This window comes from Mucilaginibacter sp. P4_C11 (genome assembly GCF_056402115.1).
This window is the reverse complement of the sequence record NZ_JBFUIA010000029.1, coordinates 80058-97476: the sequence shown is the minus strand read 5'-3', so window position 1 is coordinate 97476 and position 17419 is coordinate 80058. Positions and strand designations below refer to the sequence as shown.

The window sequence follows — 17419 nt, the reverse complement described above, 5'->3', positions numbered from 1 at the left end:
GGCAATGACATCGTGAAAAGGGCTGTCATGGTGAGCTTGTCGAACCATAGCGGGCAAAGGCCCCTACGCGCGACCCTTCGATAAGTCGCCGTTGACGCATTTATAACTTACTGATTATCAATTGAAAAAAAAGTGTCATTTACAATGCAATCTTTTGTGCGCAAATAAAGGTTACTCAGGGAGACAGGCCTACGCACCTCGAAAATCCAACATGTGATGAGTAAGCACAAAGCAATGACGGTCTGTTTTTTATTTTTAGAAAGCTTCTCACCACTAGACCAAAAAACCTTTTTGAATTTTGAATTTTGATTTTTGATTTTTGACTTAATGTTCCCTCCAGAACATCTAATATCATAACTTTATAACCGAATACATCAACCAACTACCAATTACATTATTTCATGAGCCAACCTAACAGTACAACCGGCAATTGCCTGCTTTTGCAATTTGTTATAAACTGCTTTGTTATTACGCTTTTAATACAAACAATATCATTTGCATCCTATGGTCAAACTACGGCTTCGAAAAACAACGATGCAACGGCTCCCTTACATTTGCTTAAGCCTGCTTATATAACACCATACGGGGAAACCAAACAAGCCGATGTTAAAGCCGTGCTGAATAAAGTATACCATTACCTGGATGCGGTTACCCCCTATCAGCTCATTGACAAACCGGGCGGTCAGGCAATCAATAATTTGGCCAACGTAAACGCCAATAGCGTTTTTGCCGATGGCGATTTCAGGCTGATCAGCTATGAATGGGGTGTAACTTACACCGGGATGCTGGAAGCAGGCGCAGCAACCGGGGATAAAAAATTTACAGACTATACCGTAAACCGGTTGAGTTATATTGGTAACGCTGTTGCTGCCTTTAAAACCTACCTCAAAACATCCCCTCAGGCAGTAACGCCTGTAAAGTCGGTAATTGCCCCCGAGGCGCTTGACGATGCGGGCTCAATGGCTGCGGCGATGATCAAAGCTGTAAAAACCGGGACCGTAAAGGCAGATTTACGGCCGATAATTGACAACTACATCAATTATATCCTCACAAAACAATTTCGCCTGGCCGATGGAACGCTGGCACGCAACCGGCCACATCCAAATACCCTATGGCTTGATGATATGTATATGAGCCTTCCGGCTTTGGTACAAATGGGCTCGCTTACCGGCGACGTAAAGTATTTTGACGAAGCAGTAAAGCAGTACCAATTATTCAGCAAACGAATGTTTAACCCTGAACGTGGATTATTTATGCATGGCTGGGTTCAGGATATGGACCCGCACCCCCAGTTTCATTGGGCCAGGGCAAATGGCTGGGCTATTTTAACTACCATTGAATTACTTGACGCGCTGCCGAACCACCATCCCGGGCGAGCGGTTTTATTAGAAATGCTAAAAAAACATGCAGCCGGCCTTGCGCAGCGCCAGGATGCAACCGGTTTTTGGCACCAGCTGCTTGACCGTAACGATTCGTACCTTGAAACTTCGGCTACAGCGATTTACGCCTATTGCTTTGCCAGGGCCATTAACAAGGGCTGGCTGGATGCCAAAGCTTACGGCCCTGCGACACTGCTTGCCTGGAACGCGGTGAGCACCAGGGTAAATAGTAAGGGCCAGGTAGAAGGCACCTGCGTGGGTACAGGTATGGGGTTCGATCCTGCTTTTTATTACTATCGGCCGGTAAACAACTATGCCGCACATGGCTACGGCCCGGTATTATTGGCAGGGGCCGAAGTTTACCGTATGCTGCAACAGCACCCGTTTGTAATTAATGACAGTGCGGTGCAGGTACCCAAATAAATATAGCCGGTATTGCGGTGCCTGACCTTTAAACAATCAACCATGAAAAATTTTAAAGTAATTATCCTTTTAATCATAGTAGCTCATTTTTGTGCGATACTGCCCGTCAGCGCACAAAGCACTAAAGCGATTGAAACCGATGTTTGTATATATGGCGGCACCTGCGCGGGGGTAATTGCGGCTTATACAGCAAAAAAATTGGGCAAAACAGTAGTATTGGTCGAGCCCGGAAATCATTTGGGCGGCATGACATCGGGTGGCTTAGGCTATACCGACATCGGCAATAAATATGTGGTGACCGGCCTGGCCAGGGATTTTTACAGGAAGATTGGGCAGCATTACGGAAAATTTGAGCAATGGATATTTGAGCCAAAAGTGGCCGAGGCTATTTTTAACGAATACGCAAAAACGGCGGGGTTTACTGTTTTAATGGGAAACCGCCTTATCAAAGTAAATAAGAGCGGTAATATGATAACCGGAATGCTAGTTGAAAATTCGTTGAACCCAACCGCCGACACCCATATAACTATTAAAGCAAAGGAATTTATTGACTGCACCTACGAAGGTGATTTGATGGCCCGCTCGGGTGTTTCTTACACGGTTGGGCGGGAGGCAAACAGCCAGTACCATGAAACCATAAACGGTGTTGAATTAATGGATGGTCACCAGTTTCCCGAGGGTATTGACCCTTATAAAATACCCGGCGACCCAAAAAGCGGTTTATTATGGGGGATAGCTAACACCAGCTTACAGGCAAATGGCTCTGGAGATAAAAAGGTACAGGCTTATAACTTCCGCATTACCTTAACCAACATACCTGAAAATCGGATAGACATTACCAGGCCGCAAAACTACGATGCTCAAAAATATGAATTGCTGCTTCGCTTGAAGGAAAAAGCGCCCTGGAAATCAATTAACGATGTGCTGATCATAAGCAAAATGCCTAATGGGAAGACTGACATTAATAATAAAGGTGGTTTTTCTACCGATATGATAGGCATGAACTGGGATTACCCCGAAGCTGATTATGAAACAAGATCAAAAATCCAGAAAGTGCATGAAACCTATACAAAAGGCTTTCTATATTTTCTTGGTAACGATCCGCGGATACCGGCTAACATACGTAATGAAATGAAACAATGGGGCTATCCAAAAGACGAATATATAGATCATGGAAACTGGACTCCCCAGCTTTATATCAGGGAGGCCCGCAGGATGGTAGGCCAGTTGGTAATGACCCAGCAATACTGCCAGGGAAAAGAGGTTGCCAATGATGGTATCGGCATGGCCGCTTATACCATGGACTCGCACAATTGCGACAGGCAGGTGGTTGATGGGATGGTTAAAAATGAAGGCAATGTTGAAGTGGGCGGTTTTGGCCCCTACCCGGTTTCATACAGGGCCATTGTTCCAAAACCGGCAGAGGCTTCAAATATTTTAGTGCCGGTTTGTCTTTCCGCTTCGCACATTGCTTACGGTTCCATTCGTATGGAACCTGTTTTTATGGTATTAAGCCAGTCGGCTGCCGTTGCCGCCTGCCAGGCTATTGACAGAAAAATACCCGTGCAAATGGTGGATATTACAGCGGTGCAGAAACTATTGAAAAGCAATCCGCTTGCAAATGGCAGCACACCCGAGGTATTGGTTGATAATGATGATATCGCTCACGTTCAAATAACCGGCGATTGGAAAGTTGCACAATCGGGTGGTTACGGTCCAACTTATTTTATTGATACGGCCAAAACAAGCGCGCTTAATTCAGTTAAGTTCAAACCGGCTATTGTTAAAGATGGTAGCTATAACGTGTACGTTTATTTCCCAAAAACTAAAAATGCTTCAGCAAAAACGCAGATCACCGTTTTTGACGGAACAAACGCAACTGAAAAAACAATTGACCAGGCAGCTATCCAGGTTGAAGGACAAGCATCGGGTGAATGGGTTGCTTTGGGATTATACAGTTTATCAAAAAGCAAGCAGGCTTACGTACAAATCTCCAACAAAAATGCCGACGGGGCCACGGTTGCAGATGCTGTGCTTTTTGTACCTGAAAGGTAGCTGGAAGCAGCACAAATTATAAGTTACTGTTTATCAAAGTTATTTTTTCAATCAATGTAGAGACACATAATTGTGTCTCCCGCATGCAAATCACACATGCAAATCGGCCTGGCAAAGCCTGAATGTCCTGGGGGAGACGCAAATTATGCGTCTCTACAGCCCCATTTGCGACAATGTCATAACAGTTACTACTTCAAATATTTATTCAACGCCAAAGTATTTAACGACCTAATGCCCTGGATTACAATTTTTGCATTTAACTGCGCACCTGGTTCAAATGTGTGGGTAGCATCGGTACCAAAATAGGTCGACTTTACTTTTGCCTCGCCCTCGGCTTCATAATCATCGGCTATCATTTTATTCAGATGGATAAAATAGGTTCCGGTTTCTTCACCTATTTCACTGGCCCATTGGCCGTAGCTGTCCTTGTTCCTGCGGCCGGCAAACTTGCCCTCTTTCCAAAAATTGCGCGGTACCGGCGAACAAATTATTGGCGTTGCGCCTTTGGCCTTTACATCGGCAATATACTTGCGCATGTACCAGCCGTAGGTGTGTACCACCTCCTGTATTTTCCGTACCGGGTTGTATATTTCCTGTTGCTCGGGGCCAATACCTTTGATGGTTCCGCGTGCCCGGGCGGTATCATCCAATACGCCGGCATCGTTATGGCCAAATTGCATAATTACAAAGTCGCCGGGTTTTACCTTTGCCAGCACCTTGTCCCATAGCCCCAGGGTTTGGAAAGTGCGGCTACTGGTGCCACCCAGGGCATCGTTTTCAACTGCTATCCGGGTTGTATCAAAATACTGGGCCATAAAGTCGCCCCACCCCCACAAACCGCCATCGCCTACACCTTTACCATGCTTCACGGTTGAATCGCCGATCACGTAAAATGTTGGCTTATCGGCTGGTTTTATCAGCATAAAAGAAGACAGCATCATCACTACTATCAGCAATAAGCTTAAGCCTGCATTTTTACCCATTAAGTTTTTCATCATAGCTTACCGGTTAGTTTTTAAGATATTTATTTAGAGGATTATTAGGATGGCCCGGTTTAATAAACAAATATTTAACCGGCCTCAGGTTAACCGGCTCAAACAAACCAGATGGCTTTGGCTGCCAGTTTATCGCGGTAAAAAGCCCATCCGGGCCTTTGGAACCAGGACTATGCGATTGAAAATTGGTATTGTAGAATACCCTGTACGGCATATTCTTTTTATCCATATCTATAATGCGGTTAACCATCAGGTTAGTCACTTTTATCTGCAACTGGTTAATGAACCTTAATTGCCGCGAAGGAATGGTAACTACATATGGCGGACCGATTAGCGTTACTAACTTTTTACCGTTAAGATAAGCTTCGGCGCTTTCATGCACCTCGCCCAGGTCCAGTTGCCAGGCTACCGCATTTTGTGCCGGTTTTTTAAAAGTGATTGAATAGCTGCCTGTTCCGGAGAAAGCTTTAAAATCATCGCCCCCTAACGCCGTCCATGATTTGAGGTCGTCGATTTGTACCGGGTGCGGCAGGGTTGGGCCACCCTGGGTAAACGCAAGCGTCCACGTTCCATTTACAGCTACCGGTTTACCTGCACGCTGGTAATATTCATAATTTGTGATATTAATTTTTGCAGGTAGCGTTTGCAAAATGCAGCTTTGTCCGGGTTGTAATTGCAGGTAAACACCGGTTTGGCCCTTGCCTTGTTTCCAGCTCATCGCCAATCCGTAAATTTTTGTCATTGGATCAAATACAACTACTGATGCTGCATTAACGGATAGGTCCACCCAACCATCTATGGCTTTATCGCTATTGTTGGCGATGAAATAGCTGTTGCCACTTTTGTAGGTTCGGCGTACAAATTGAAGGCCATCATCAGTCATACGCTCCCTGTTTATTCCCGCGGCATCCAGCAAGGGCATTATATCATCAGCAATTAAAAACCTGCCTTTGCCAATGGCAGCCGCTTTAACCCCATTGACCGCCGGGATAAAGTTTAACCCGGCCAGTAAATCCTGAAATGCTTTTTCGCGCTCATTTAAACGGGCATATCCAGGCACATCTGTTGGCAGGTTTTTATACACCACCACTGTTGCTCCTGCCTTTGCCATATCCATTATTTTATGGAATGTTTCCAACGGGATATACCTGCAATCGGGTAATAAAATAGTCTTGTAACTTACCCCGCCGGTGGCAATGTTGATTCCGGAAGTTTGAAGCCCCATTATCTGCTTATCTGATATAAAATCAAAAGTGTAGCCCTTTTTTAGCATCTCCCGGGTTGAATTTTCAAAACCGGTACCGCTAAAATCGGGTTTCATGGCATCATAATGCTTAAGTAAACCTTTTTCGCCGGGTTCCGAAAAACTATCGAACAAGGGATAATAAACCAATACGTCGTTATCAGGCTTGCCTTGCTGTAAAAACGACTGGCAATTGGTTATATATTCATTAAGGGTTGAAAAATTGTTCCAGAATGGGTTTGTCTGGTTAAAATGTACTTCGGCATAAAACAACCAGCCGGGCCATGGCGCATCCTTTGGTGAATAACTGATACCATGATAAAAAATATGGTTAACACCGCCAACAAAATATTTATCAATAGCCTGTTTAACATCGCCTAAAGAGGTCAAAAAGTGATCATTAAGCCAGGTTGCCGACTCGGACGAAGCCAGCAGTTTACCGGTAACGTGTGCCGCCGAGGTGGCAAACTTAAAGCGCAAAATATCATCCCCCTCGGTTTCAGGAATGTCAACAGCCGCGTACAGATCAAGTATATTGGATGGCGAACCGTGCGATTGATTACGGATTAAAGCGCCTTTTGATTTACCCCACTCGTGCCAGGGTTTGGTAAAATTGTCAAGCAACAAATCGGATATGGTTTCACGGTAATCGCACAATATCCTGTTATTATTTTCTTTTCCATCGTTACCAAACAGGGCCGTTAAATGATCCCGAAGATCGTAGCCACGGCGTTTAACAAACTCATCAAAAAACTGCAGTGTAAAATTTGATTGCCCGCGGGCATCGTCAACTTCGTACGAATCATTAAAAAACGCACGGATGCCAGTTACATCCTGTCCTTTGAATGCCTGGTTAAACCTATCCAGGTAATGATCCAGCGCCGGCTTCGAAAAGTGGTCAATCACATAGCCCTCACCACCGGGGGCGGCCCGCTCCACCATTTTACCATGCCATCCCATAAAAAGCGCGTATAGCTTCCAGTTACCGGCAGGTACCGTCCAGCTTAGTTTGCCATCGGGCTCAACTTTATCGGTCAGGTTCAGGGCCCGCCCTTTGCCATCGTAGGCCATTAAAACGGTGAGCGGTAAGCGTTTTTCAAACCGTACCTGGTCAAGCGCCATCAATTGCAGGTTTGTATTACTACTGATGGGTTCAACCAGGTCGATGATTTTTGGCGCCTGGCCGTCGGCCCGTACCAGGGGTTGTTGTATAAACACAACAGGTTCATTTAATTTATCCCCTCCCTTCAGGTCATAGCTTTTCCAGAATAGCTCCTTACTCGCATCCTGGTCTGTTACCCAGGGGCCACCGAAAGGCCAGCCTGTGGCGTTGGCCAGGTCGATGCCCATATCTAACCGCTTAGCCTCCTGTAGCGTATATTTCAGCATATCAACCCATTGCGGCGACAAATACGGTATAAACTCGCTTTCATGCCCTTTTACACCGTATATGGGTGTTATTTCCATTCCGCCTAAACCAGCGTCATGATAGCTTTGCATATTCCAGGCCAGGTCCTTTTTGTTTACCGCACCGCCCTCCCAGCACCAGCGGGCCCAGGGTTTGGTTTGCCAGGTAACTACGGCCACGTTACCTGGGCATTTGCTGCTCCGGCACTTATTAAAAGCACCAAAACAACGACTATTTGGAAGTTTCTGTTGAACACCGACATGTAGTTTTTCTTGTTTGGCAATTCCGGCCGCGTAAACGCGAGAAGTTTCAAAATATCTAAACCATCACGGCAAATAAAAAACTTCTTTTAGCGCGGTACTCACCGGTGAGTTATCGGGATTACTCTCCATAATATCGCCCATATAGGCCCACCATTTTTGCATAATGGGGCTTGCAGGCAGAGTATCCAGCAAGGCCTTATCGGCTACTTTCAAAACGCCTATCAGGCTGTTGGTGTCCTCATCCAGGAAGATGGCGTAATCGCTTATCCCGGCATCTTTTAGCAGTGCCGATAATTCGGGCCATATTTCATCATGCCGTTTTTTGTACTCCTGCTCGAAGCCGGGAAAAAGCTTCATTTTAAATGCTACGCGATCCATAGGTAAATGTTAAAAGGTTAAATACGACAATCGGTTGCTGATATACGCTTAGTCCAAAAAAAATGGCTTATATATTTAAACAGATTTGCGCTTCGCCAAAATAAGTATTCTTTCTCTTTCTTCAGTTAACAATCCCGGGGCATCCTGATTAAGTAACGAAAAGTTTTAGCCCCTGGCAGATTAATTCTTATTTTCGCCCATCTTATATGTTTATGTCAGAATCTATCTCTACCCCTGTCCAACCCAACCTCGTACAAATCGTCTCCAGATATATCCTGCTCGAAGTAAGCCGGAAAGCGCTTAAAGGTAAGTGCCCCTTCCACAAAGACCAGGCTACCTCATTAATGGTTTACGAAGAAAAAAATATGTTCCAATGTTTCGGCTGCGGCAAAGGCGGCGGCCCGATAGAATTTGTGATGGCCATTGAAAACAAATCGCGGGAGGACGCCATCGGGCTCATCGCGCAGGGAAAATAAAGTCATCGGGCACACTGGCCCGTCTTCAAATTCATTGATTTATCGGTAGGTGCGTAAAAGTGTTAATTAGTATCACAAAAGTTGAAATTAATTGAACTTTTGTATTGTCTTTTTGGCATAATTTTGAGTATTTGTGTATCATTTTCACAGCATTTCATGGCCCGCCAGAATTAAATAGCGATAACTTTATTTTACTGTTTTTCAAAGGGATAATATCGGCCAGATTACCTCAATTCCATTTAAATGTTATAAAGTAAGTTTTTTCTTGTATAAGTAAAAATTTATGGCCTAATTTGCACCCAAATTAAAAACACAGTAATACCTCAAAAAAATGAATCAACCAAGCTTAAATAAGCCCGCAACAAGAGCATCATTTGCTCCCATTGCCGCTGCTTTGGGTTCAACTGTTTTTTTATCCTGCCCTTCCCGACGAAGGCCCTATATGCCAAGGGTTTGAATTAATTTCCCGTACTAACCCCTCAAAGATTTTATTAAACTTCTTTGTAAAAAAGCCATCTAATTATTAAGGCGATTAAAAGCCAATTAATTTAACGGTAATTATCTATTTAAATGACCATACAAGATTTTGATATTCAGGTTGCTACAGCACAGCATGTAGATTACGCCACAATGATTTGCGATGAAATGGCCGAATCGGCCAAAGCGCGCGGAACGGGTATTGCGCAACGCTCGCCAGAATATGTTGCCAACAAAATGCTGGAAGGCAAAGCAGTTATCGCCTTGCATAAAGACGGTACCTGGGCCGGCTTCTGTTACATTGAAACCTGGAGCCACGGCGACTTTGTTGCCAACTCAGGCCTGATTGTTAACCCCAACTTCCGCAAAGTGGGACTTGCAAAGGCTATAAAACATGCTATTTTCCAGCTTTCGCGTAAAAAATATCCCGAAGCCAAAATATTCGGGCTAACCACAGGCCTGGCGGTAATGAAAATAAATTCAGAAATTGGATACGAACCAGTAACCTACTCCGAGCTTACCCAGGACGAAAACTTTTGGGCCGGCTGCAAAAGCTGYGTTAACTACGACATCCTGATGAGCAAAGGCCGCAAAAACTGCATGTGCACCGCCATGCTTTTTGATCCTGCCGAAAAAATGAAGCAGGACGAGGAAAAGATGAAACGCATTACGCACAAGGCAACGCTGCTTGAAAGGATAGAAAATGCAATTAAGAAACGAATTCACCACGATTAGAGGTGAAAGGCGAAAGGGCAAAGGTAAAAGGCAGAAAACGATAGGTGAAAGGTCAAAGGCAAAAGGTAGAACTAACTATAGTTAAAAGGAAAAGTAAAGGTAAATGAGGGATTATAAAAAGTTAGATGTTTGGAAAAAATCACATTTGCTTACCAAGCAGGTGTATGCCGATATTCTACCAATAATGCCTGTAGAAGAAAGATTTGCTTTAACCAACCAATTGCGCAGATCAACATACTCCATTCCTTTGAATATTGTAGAAGGTTGTGGGAAAAATACGGATCGTGATTTTGTTCATTATCTTGACAATGCCTTAGGATCTGCGCATGAAGTAGAATATACTTGTTACCTGATTTATGACTTGGGATTTATATCAAAAGAAATTTATGAAAATACTAACACAGCAATAAACGAGATAAAAGCCATGTTAATTGGCTTCATAAAATTTTTACGGGGCGAAAACCTTTAACCTTTCGCCTTTAACCTTTTACCTCTAAAAAAAGAATGAAAAAGAAAGTAGTATTAGCATACAGCGGCGGATTAGACACCTCATTTTGCTGTATATATTTAACACAGGACCTTGGTTATGAAGTTCATTCGGTAATTGTAAATACCGGCGGCTTCAGCGACGAAGAACTAAAAGGGGTTGAAGAACGCGCTTATAAAATGGGCGTTACATCGCACCATGTGGTTGATGAAACTAAAAACTTTTACGATACCTGTGTTCGTTTTTTGATTTATGGTAACGTTTTAAAAAACAATACCTACCCGCTTTCGGTAAGTGCCGAGCGTGTGAGCCAGGCTACTGCCATTGCTAACTACGCCAAAGAAATTGGCGCCGAGTTTGTTGCCCACGGCAGCACCGGTGCAGGTAACGACCAGGTACGTTTTGATATGATCTTTAACATCCTGGTTCCCGAAGTTAAGATCATCACCCCTATCCGCGATTTAAAATTAAGCCGTGAAGAGGAAATCCAATACCTGAAAGATCATGGTGTGGAAATGAACTTCGAGAAAGCTAAGTATTCAATTAACAAAGGCATCTGGGGTACATCTGTAGGTGGTAAAGAAACTTTAACATCAAACTTAGGATTACCTGAAGAAGCATGGCCAACTCAAGTAACCGAATCTGAAGTGAAAGATCTTGTGCTTACATTTGAAAAAGGTGAATTAGTTGGTATTAACGGTGAGAAATATGATCACCCAACCAAAGCCATCCAGGCTTTGCAGGCTATAGCGCAGCCATATGGCATTGGCAGGGATATTCACGTTGGCGATACCATTATTGGTATTAAAGGACGGGTAGGCTTTGAGGCTGCTGCGCCAATGGTAATTATAAAATCTCACCATACTTTAGAGAAACACGTGCTAACCAAATGGCAGCTATCCTGGAAAGATCAGCTTTCTGCATTCTACGGTAACTGGCTGCATGAAGGCCAGTTCCATGACCCAATTATGCGCAACATGGAGGCATTTTTAAGCGATACCCAGGCAAACGTAAGCGGTAAAGTATTTGTGCAATTACACCCATACCGTTTCCAGGTTGTAGGTATTGAATCGGATCATGATCTGATGTCGAATAAATTTGGTAGCTACGGCGAAATGAATAATTCCTGGAGCGGCGAAGACGTTAAAGGCTTTTCTAAAATATTTGGCAACCAGGTAATGATCTATCACAAAGTAAACGGCGAAAGCAAATGATAAACGTAACCTTTTCAAAAGGAGAATGCCTGAAGCATTATAACTGGGGCGATGACTGCCACGGCTGGACTTTTGTTGATACAGATGCATTATCTGTAAAACAAGAGCTAATGCCGCCAGATACGGCCGAACAATTACATTACCATGAAAAGGCAACTCAATTGTTCTTTATTTTGAAAGGGCGGGCAACTTTCTCCATTGATGGAGAAACAACCGTTTTAAAGCCAGAGCAGGGCATCGAAATATTACCAGGGCAAAAACACTTCATCAGCAATTATGATCAAAGTGACCTGGAGTTTATTTTATATTCATATCCATCAACAAATAATGACAGGATCAACATTAAATAAAATACGTGCAGGCATTATTGGCGGTGCGGGATATACCGGCGGCGAAATGCTGCGTATTCTCATTAACCACCCTAACGTTGATATTGCATTTGTACATAGCAACAGCAATGCAGGCAATTATATTTACGAGGTACATACCGATTTATTTGGTGATACCGACCTGAAATTCGCCGCAGAGTTTAATACTAATATAGATGTGTTATTCCTTTGTGTTGGCCATGGCGATGCTAAAAAGTTTTTGGACGCGAATGAGATTCCAGACGAAGTAAAGATTATTGACCTTAGCCAGGACTTTCGTTTAAGTCAAAATTCAAAAGTAAAAAATAAAAACTTCACATACGGTTTGCCTGAGTTAAACAGGGAGACCATTAAAACGGCAGAAAACATAGCCAACCCGGGTTGTTTTGCTACTTGTTTGCAATTGGGATTATTGCCCCTGGCATCAAAAGGATTGTTAAACAACGAGGTACACATTACCGCGACTACCGGTTCAACAGGCGCAGGCCAAAGCCTGGCAGCCACTTCGCATTTTACATGGCGTAATGATAACTTATCTGTTTACAAGGTGTTTAATCACCAGCATTTGAATGAGATAGGCCAATCTTTAAAGCAGCTACAGTCTGGTTTCGATAAAGCCATCAACTTTGTGCCTTACCGCGGCGACTTTACACGTGGTATTATCGCATCGATATACACAGAAAGCGATTTAAGCGAAGATGAAGCTTTAACGCTATATCAAAACTATTACGAGGGGCATCCATTTACCCACGTAACCAACAGGAATATTGATTTAAAGCAAATTGTAAACACCAACAAATGCTTTATTCAAGTGCAAAAACATGGCAATAAAATATTCATTGTCAGCATTATGGATAATTTACTTAAAGGCGCATCGGGCCAGGCAGTACAAAACATGAACTTAATATTCGGACTGGACGAGCGCGCAGGACTACGACTTAAGGCGACCGCTTTTTAGCTAAAAGCCGAAGGCCTAAAGCCTAAAGCTGAAAATAAAAGCTGTTGCCGATAATTAACAAAGTTTTAATTAGGCTGAATAAGCCTGGTATCAACAATCAGAAAATAAGCTTTAGGCCTTAAGCCTTCCGCTTTTAGTTTACGCATGAGGGATTATAAAAAATATGAGGTATGGAAAAAAGAGCACGAACTTAACATGTTCATTTACTCAACCATACTTCCTAAATTCCCTAAAAGCGAACAATATGATATAACGAGTCAGACAAAGCGGGCATCTTATTCAATTCCCTTAAATATAGTTGAGGGTTGTGGCAGAAACACCGAGCGTGATTTCGTTCATTTTTTAGATCAAGCTTTAGGTTCCGCTCACGAATTAGAGTATTGTTTATTAATGTGCAAAGACTTATCGTATATTAATGATGAGTTATACCAACAAACTAATAAAATAATTAACGAAGTAAAGGCCATGCTTATTGGCTTAATAAAGACGCTAAGAAAATAAAGGCTTTCTGCCTTAAGCTTTTAGCTTTAAGCTCAACGAAAATGAAATTATTCGACGTATATCCTATCAATCCAATAAATATAGTAAGAGGCCAGGGTAGCCTTGTGTATGATGCCCAGGACAACGAATACCTTGATATGTATGGCGGTCACGCTGTAATATCTATTGGCCATACGCATCCACACTATGTAAAACGGTTAGAAGGTCAACTGCACAAACTTGGTTTTTACTCCAACTCTATCGAAATCCCAATCCAAAAAGAGCTGGCCACTAAATTAGGTAAGGTATCAGGTAAAGAAGATTATCAACTATTCCTTTGCAACTCCGGTGCCGAAGCAAACGAAAATGCTTTAAAACTGGCATCGTTTTATAATGGTAAAAAGAAAGTTATTGCATTTACCAAGGCATTTCACGGGCGCACATCTTTAGCTGTTGCAGTTACTGATAACCCAAAAATTGTAGCCCCTATTAACGAAACCGACAATGTAATATTTTTGCCATGGGCTGATGAAGCTGCTTTGGCGCTGGCTTTTGCCGAAAACGAAATTTCATCCGTAATAATCGAGGGCATCCAAGGCGTTGGCGGTATCCAGGTAGCACCAGAAAGTTTTCTGCAAAAAATCCGGTCGTTATGCGATGAGTATAACGCTGTTTTTATAGCCGACTCTGTTCAATGTGGTTATGGGCGTACCGGCAAATTCTTCTCGCAGGATTTTGCAGGAGTTGATGCCGATATATATAGCATGGCCAAAGGAATGGGGAATGGTTTCCCGGTTGGCGGCATCATTATTTCGCCAAAAATACAGCCTGCTTATGGCATGTTAGGTACCACATTTGGTGGCAACCATTTAGCTTGCGCCGCCGGATTAGCTGTGCTGGAAGTAATGGAACAGGACAACCTGATGCAAAATGCAGCTACAGTTGGCGAGTATCTGATAAAGGAGCTTAAAAAACTGGAGCAGGTTAAAGAGGTAAGGGGACGTGGTTTGATGATCGGGATTGAATTGCCCGAAGAATTGGCCCACGCGCGTAAAGAACTTTTATTTAAACACCATATTTTTACAGGAGAGGCTAAACCTAACGTAGTAAGGCTATTGCCTGCTTTAAACTTAGCCAGGGCTCATGCGGATAGATTTCTGGAAGCCTTTGTAGATGTTTTAAATCAATAGATCGCAATATATAATAAACCCGACCGATGAAACTATTTTCTTCTGTAAACGATGTTACCAATATTGATGCCCTTGTAAAAGAAGCATTGGCGCTTAAGCAAAACCCTTATGCCAATCAGCAACTGGGCAAAAATAAAACGCTTGCATTGGTATTTTTAAACCCAAGTTTGCGTACACGCATGAGCACCCAAAAGGCAGCCCTTAACCTGGGCATGAATGTAATGGTGCTTAATATCGATAAAGAAGGCTGGGCACTGGAGCTTCGCGATGGCGTTGTTATGGACGGAACAACGGTTGAGCATATCCGCGAGGCCGCAGGTGTTATGGGCCAGTATGCAGATATAATCGGGGTGCGTTCATTCCCGGGCCTTCGTAACCGCGAGGAAGATTATAGCGAAATGATATTTAACAAGTTTGTGGAGTTTTGCAAGGTACCTGTGGTGAGCCTGGAATCGGCTACCCGCCATCCTTTGCAAAGCCTTGCAGATTTGGTTACCATAACAGAATTAAAAACAACTGCCCGCCCTAAAGTTGTATTAACCTGGGCGCCGCATATTAAGCCGCTGCCGCAAGCCGTGCCAAATTCATTTTCTGAGTGGATGTGCAAGGCTGATGTTGATTTTACCATCGTGCAACCTAAAGGATATGAACTTTGTGCCGATTTTACCCAAGGTGCAACTATCATTTATAACCAGGAGGAGGCCTTAGCGGGCGCCGATTTCATCTATGTAAAAAACTGGTCAGCCTATGAGCCGTACGGTAACATATTGGGTAAAAATGAGGAATGGATGCTGACCAACGAAAAATTAAAATTCACCAATAATGCTAAGGTTATGCATTGCTTACCTGTTCGCCGCAACTTAGAGCTGTCTGACGAAATTTTGGACGGGCCTAACAGTATTGTTGTACATGAGGCCGGTAACCGAGTTTGGGCGGCGCAGGCTGTGTTAAAGCAAATGTTGGAAAGTTTATAGTCAGCTTTTATAGATGCAAATATTTAGCAAAAATCTTAACTCTTGATTCTCGAGAACTATGTATATACCGGTTTTCAATAAGTTTCCCGACCAACAAGAGGCCATTAGCTTTATGCAACGCTATAGTTTTGCCACTATAATTACTGCTGATAATAATGTGCCGGTTGCTACCCACCTTCCCTTTTTGATTGAACAGCGCGACAATAAGGTAGTGCTGTTATCTCATTTTGCCAAAGCAAACCCACAGGCATCGGCCATAATTAATAAACCGGTATTGGTGATATTTACCGAACCACATGCTTACATATCCCCCGCTAATTACGAAAAGGAAACTAACGTACCTACCTGGAATTATTTAGCTGTACACGCCTACGGAAAAGCAAGTTTATTAGCCGAAGGGAGTGAAACTGCCGGCCTGTTAACCAAAATGATAAACACTTATGAAGCCGGTTATCTGCAACAATGGAATAACCTTCCCGATGATTACAAGCAAAAAATGATGAAGGGCATTGTGGCATTTGAAATTATTGTTGACGATTTGCAAGGCAAACAAAAGCTAAGTCAGAACAGATCATTACTTGAGCGTGAAAACATTATCAATACCCTAAGTAAAAGCGAAGATTCTGTTGAAAGCGAGATCGCCGAATACATGTCGAAATTAAAATAACGCTTATTCTATGTACTTAGATGCCTTGTTTATCATCGCATTAAGCGTAAGCCCCTGCACTATTACCGAAAATATCACTATAAAATAACTTCCTGATAAGATGAGGTGACGATAGGGCGTATTCGGTAAAGTTAGCGCCAGGGCAATCGAAATTCCTCCCCTTAACCCGGCCCAGGTCATTACGTTAATATTGCTGTAGTTTACCTTTAATGATTGCCTTAAAAATGTAAGCGGTAGCATGATACTTAACCAACGGGCTATCAATATAAATACGATAGAGATGCTTCCGGTAACCCAATAATTATTCACAAATGGTAAATTGATAAGCTGCAGGCCAATCATCACAAACAAAATAGTATTCAGCATTTCATCCACCAGCTGCCAGAACTTCTCCAACGATTCATGCGAACGCTCTTTATTATCCTGGTTAATGGAATGACTACCTGCAAACAAACCTGCGGTTACTACTGCTAATGGGATAGAAAATTCAAAAATTGTAGCCAGTACCGATAAACCCATTACCAAAGCCAAAGAAATAAGCACAATGGTTTGAAAATCCTTTACCGATTTCATGAGCCGCTGTGCCAGATACCCGAAAACGGCCCCGGCAATAATTCCAAGAAAAACTTCCTTCAAAATAAGTATAACTACGTTTGAAGCCTCAATATTTTTTTCGCCCACATTGGTTATCTCAAGTAAAATCACAAATAATACCAGGCCTACCCCATCGTTGAACAGCGATTCGCCCGAGATAATAGTTTCAAGGTGTGCCGGCAATTTTGAGTTTTTAACAATTGCCGAAACCGCCACCGGGTCGGTAGGCGATACCAAAGCGCCGAACAGTAAGCAATAAATAAGAGGCATGTGGATATGAAAAAATGGGGCCAGGTAGTATAAAAGAAAACCAAAAATAGCTGTTGATAATATCACACCTAACGTGCTTAGTACCAACACAGGCCGCATTTCTTTTTTTAGCTTTTTCCCGTCGAGATTAAATGCGCTCGAAAACAACAGGAAACCCAGCATAATATTGAGCACCACCTTCGAAAAATCGATATTCTTGGCCAGGGTAGTTAAATAACCAGCCGTTGCAGGGTCAAGTTTATCAACAATTAATATAAGGATAGAAACTATGGTGGCTATCAAAACAATTCCGATGGTACCCGGAAGTTTTATAAAGCGCGCATTTAAATAGGAGAAAAATGCGCTTACAATAACCAATAAAGCAATTACAACAAATAAATCCATA

General features: G+C 42.9%; 16 protein-coding genes. 12 read left to right on the top strand and 4 right to left on the bottom strand.

Annotated elements, in window-relative coordinates:
• Positions 1-401: 401 nt before the first annotated feature.
• Both AC1DU2_RS23405 and AC1DU2_RS23400 read left to right on the top strand, forming a co-directional pair.
• A complete protein-coding gene (locus tag AC1DU2_RS23405) occupies positions 402-1802 on the top strand; it encodes a glycoside hydrolase family 88/105 protein (RefSeq protein WP_477387286.1) in 1401 nt (466 codons plus the stop codon).
• A 42-nt stretch (positions 1803-1844) separates the two neighbouring features.
• Positions 1845-3857 (top strand): FAD-dependent oxidoreductase, encoded by a 2013-nt coding sequence (locus AC1DU2_RS23400; RefSeq protein WP_477387284.1) that lies wholly within the window; start codon positions 1845-1847, stop codon positions 3855-3857.
• Between the two features lie 188 nt (positions 3858-4045).
• On the opposite strand, the gene AC1DU2_RS23395 is transcribed toward AC1DU2_RS23400, so the two are convergent.
• The 3 genes from AC1DU2_RS23395 to rhaM form a co-directional block, all read right to left on the bottom strand.
• Positions 4046-4855, bottom strand: coding sequence for a rhamnogalacturonan acetylesterase (locus AC1DU2_RS23395; protein WP_477387282.1), 810 nt, complete (start codon positions 4853-4855; stop codon positions 4046-4048).
• 10 nt (positions 4856-4865) lie between these two features.
• Complete coding sequence (locus AC1DU2_RS23390) at positions 4866-7682, bottom strand: glycosyl hydrolase (RefSeq protein ID WP_477387280.1); 2817 nt, start codon at positions 7680-7682, stop codon at positions 4866-4868.
• A gap of 147 nt (positions 7683-7829) precedes the next feature.
• Complete coding sequence (rhaM, locus tag AC1DU2_RS23385; RefSeq protein ID WP_477387278.1) at positions 7830-8144, bottom strand: L-rhamnose mutarotase; 315 nt, start codon at positions 8142-8144, stop codon at positions 7830-7832.
• Between the two features lie 212 nt (positions 8145-8356).
• Here rhaM and AC1DU2_RS23380 point away from each other — a divergent pair, with 212 nt between their 5' ends.
• The 10 genes from AC1DU2_RS23380 to AC1DU2_RS23335 all read left to right on the top strand — a co-directional run bounded on the left by AC1DU2_RS23380 (position 8357) and on the right by AC1DU2_RS23335 (position 16170).
• Positions 8357-8620, top strand: a complete 264-nt coding sequence (locus AC1DU2_RS23380) for a CHC2 zinc finger domain-containing protein (RefSeq protein WP_147060594.1) — start codon at positions 8357-8359, stop codon at positions 8618-8620.
• 570 nt (positions 8621-9190) lie between these two features.
• Complete coding sequence (locus tag AC1DU2_RS23375) at positions 9191-9832, top strand: GNAT family N-acetyltransferase (RefSeq protein WP_477362143.1); 642 nt, start codon at positions 9191-9193, stop codon at positions 9830-9832.
• Positions 9833-9935: 103 nt separating this feature from the next.
• A complete protein-coding gene (locus AC1DU2_RS23370) occupies positions 9936-10301 on the top strand; it encodes a four helix bundle protein (protein WP_477362141.1) in 366 nt (121 codons plus the stop codon).
• A gap of 35 nt (positions 10302-10336) precedes the next feature.
• Complete coding sequence (gene argG, locus AC1DU2_RS23365) at positions 10337-11533, top strand: argininosuccinate synthase (RefSeq protein ID WP_477387276.1); 1197 nt, start codon at positions 10337-10339, stop codon at positions 11531-11533.
• Positions 11530-11883, top strand: a complete 354-nt coding sequence (locus AC1DU2_RS23360) for a cupin domain-containing protein (protein WP_477387274.1) — start codon at positions 11530-11532, stop codon at positions 11881-11883. The genes argG and AC1DU2_RS23360 overlap by 4 nt, the downstream gene beginning before the upstream one ends.
• Positions 11861-12859 carry an N-acetyl-gamma-glutamyl-phosphate reductase gene (gene argC, locus AC1DU2_RS23355; protein ID WP_477387272.1) on the top strand — a complete coding sequence of 333 codons (999 nt, stop codon included), beginning with the start codon at positions 11861-11863 and terminating at the stop codon, positions 12857-12859. Before AC1DU2_RS23360 ends, argC begins: the two co-directional genes overlap by 23 nt.
• Before the next feature lie 144 nt (positions 12860-13003).
• The gene (locus tag AC1DU2_RS23350) at positions 13004-13360 is read left to right on the top strand and encodes a four helix bundle protein (RefSeq protein ID WP_477387270.1); all 357 of its coding nucleotides are present in this window, start codon (positions 13004-13006) and stop codon (positions 13358-13360) included.
• Positions 13361-13401: 41 nt separating this feature from the next.
• Positions 13402-14529 carry an aspartate aminotransferase family protein gene (locus AC1DU2_RS23345; RefSeq protein ID WP_477387268.1) on the top strand — a complete coding sequence of 376 codons (1128 nt, stop codon included), beginning with the start codon at positions 13402-13404 and terminating at the stop codon, positions 14527-14529.
• Positions 14530-14555: 26 nt separating this feature from the next.
• Positions 14556-15503, top strand: coding sequence for an N-acetylornithine carbamoyltransferase (locus tag AC1DU2_RS23340; RefSeq protein WP_477362130.1), 948 nt, complete (start codon positions 14556-14558; stop codon positions 15501-15503).
• A 58-nt stretch (positions 15504-15561) separates the two neighbouring features.
• The gene (locus AC1DU2_RS23335) at positions 15562-16170 is read left to right on the top strand and encodes an FMN-binding negative transcriptional regulator (RefSeq protein WP_477362128.1); all 609 of its coding nucleotides are present in this window, start codon (positions 15562-15564) and stop codon (positions 16168-16170) included.
• A 3-nt stretch (positions 16171-16173) separates the two neighbouring features.
• Here the strand turns inward: AC1DU2_RS23335 and AC1DU2_RS23330 are convergent, their stop codons facing one another.
• Positions 16174-17418 carry a cation:proton antiporter gene (locus tag AC1DU2_RS23330; protein ID WP_477362126.1) on the bottom strand — a complete coding sequence of 415 codons (1245 nt, stop codon included), beginning with the start codon at positions 17416-17418 and terminating at the stop codon, positions 16174-16176.
• Between the last annotated feature and the right edge of the window lies 1 nt (position 17419).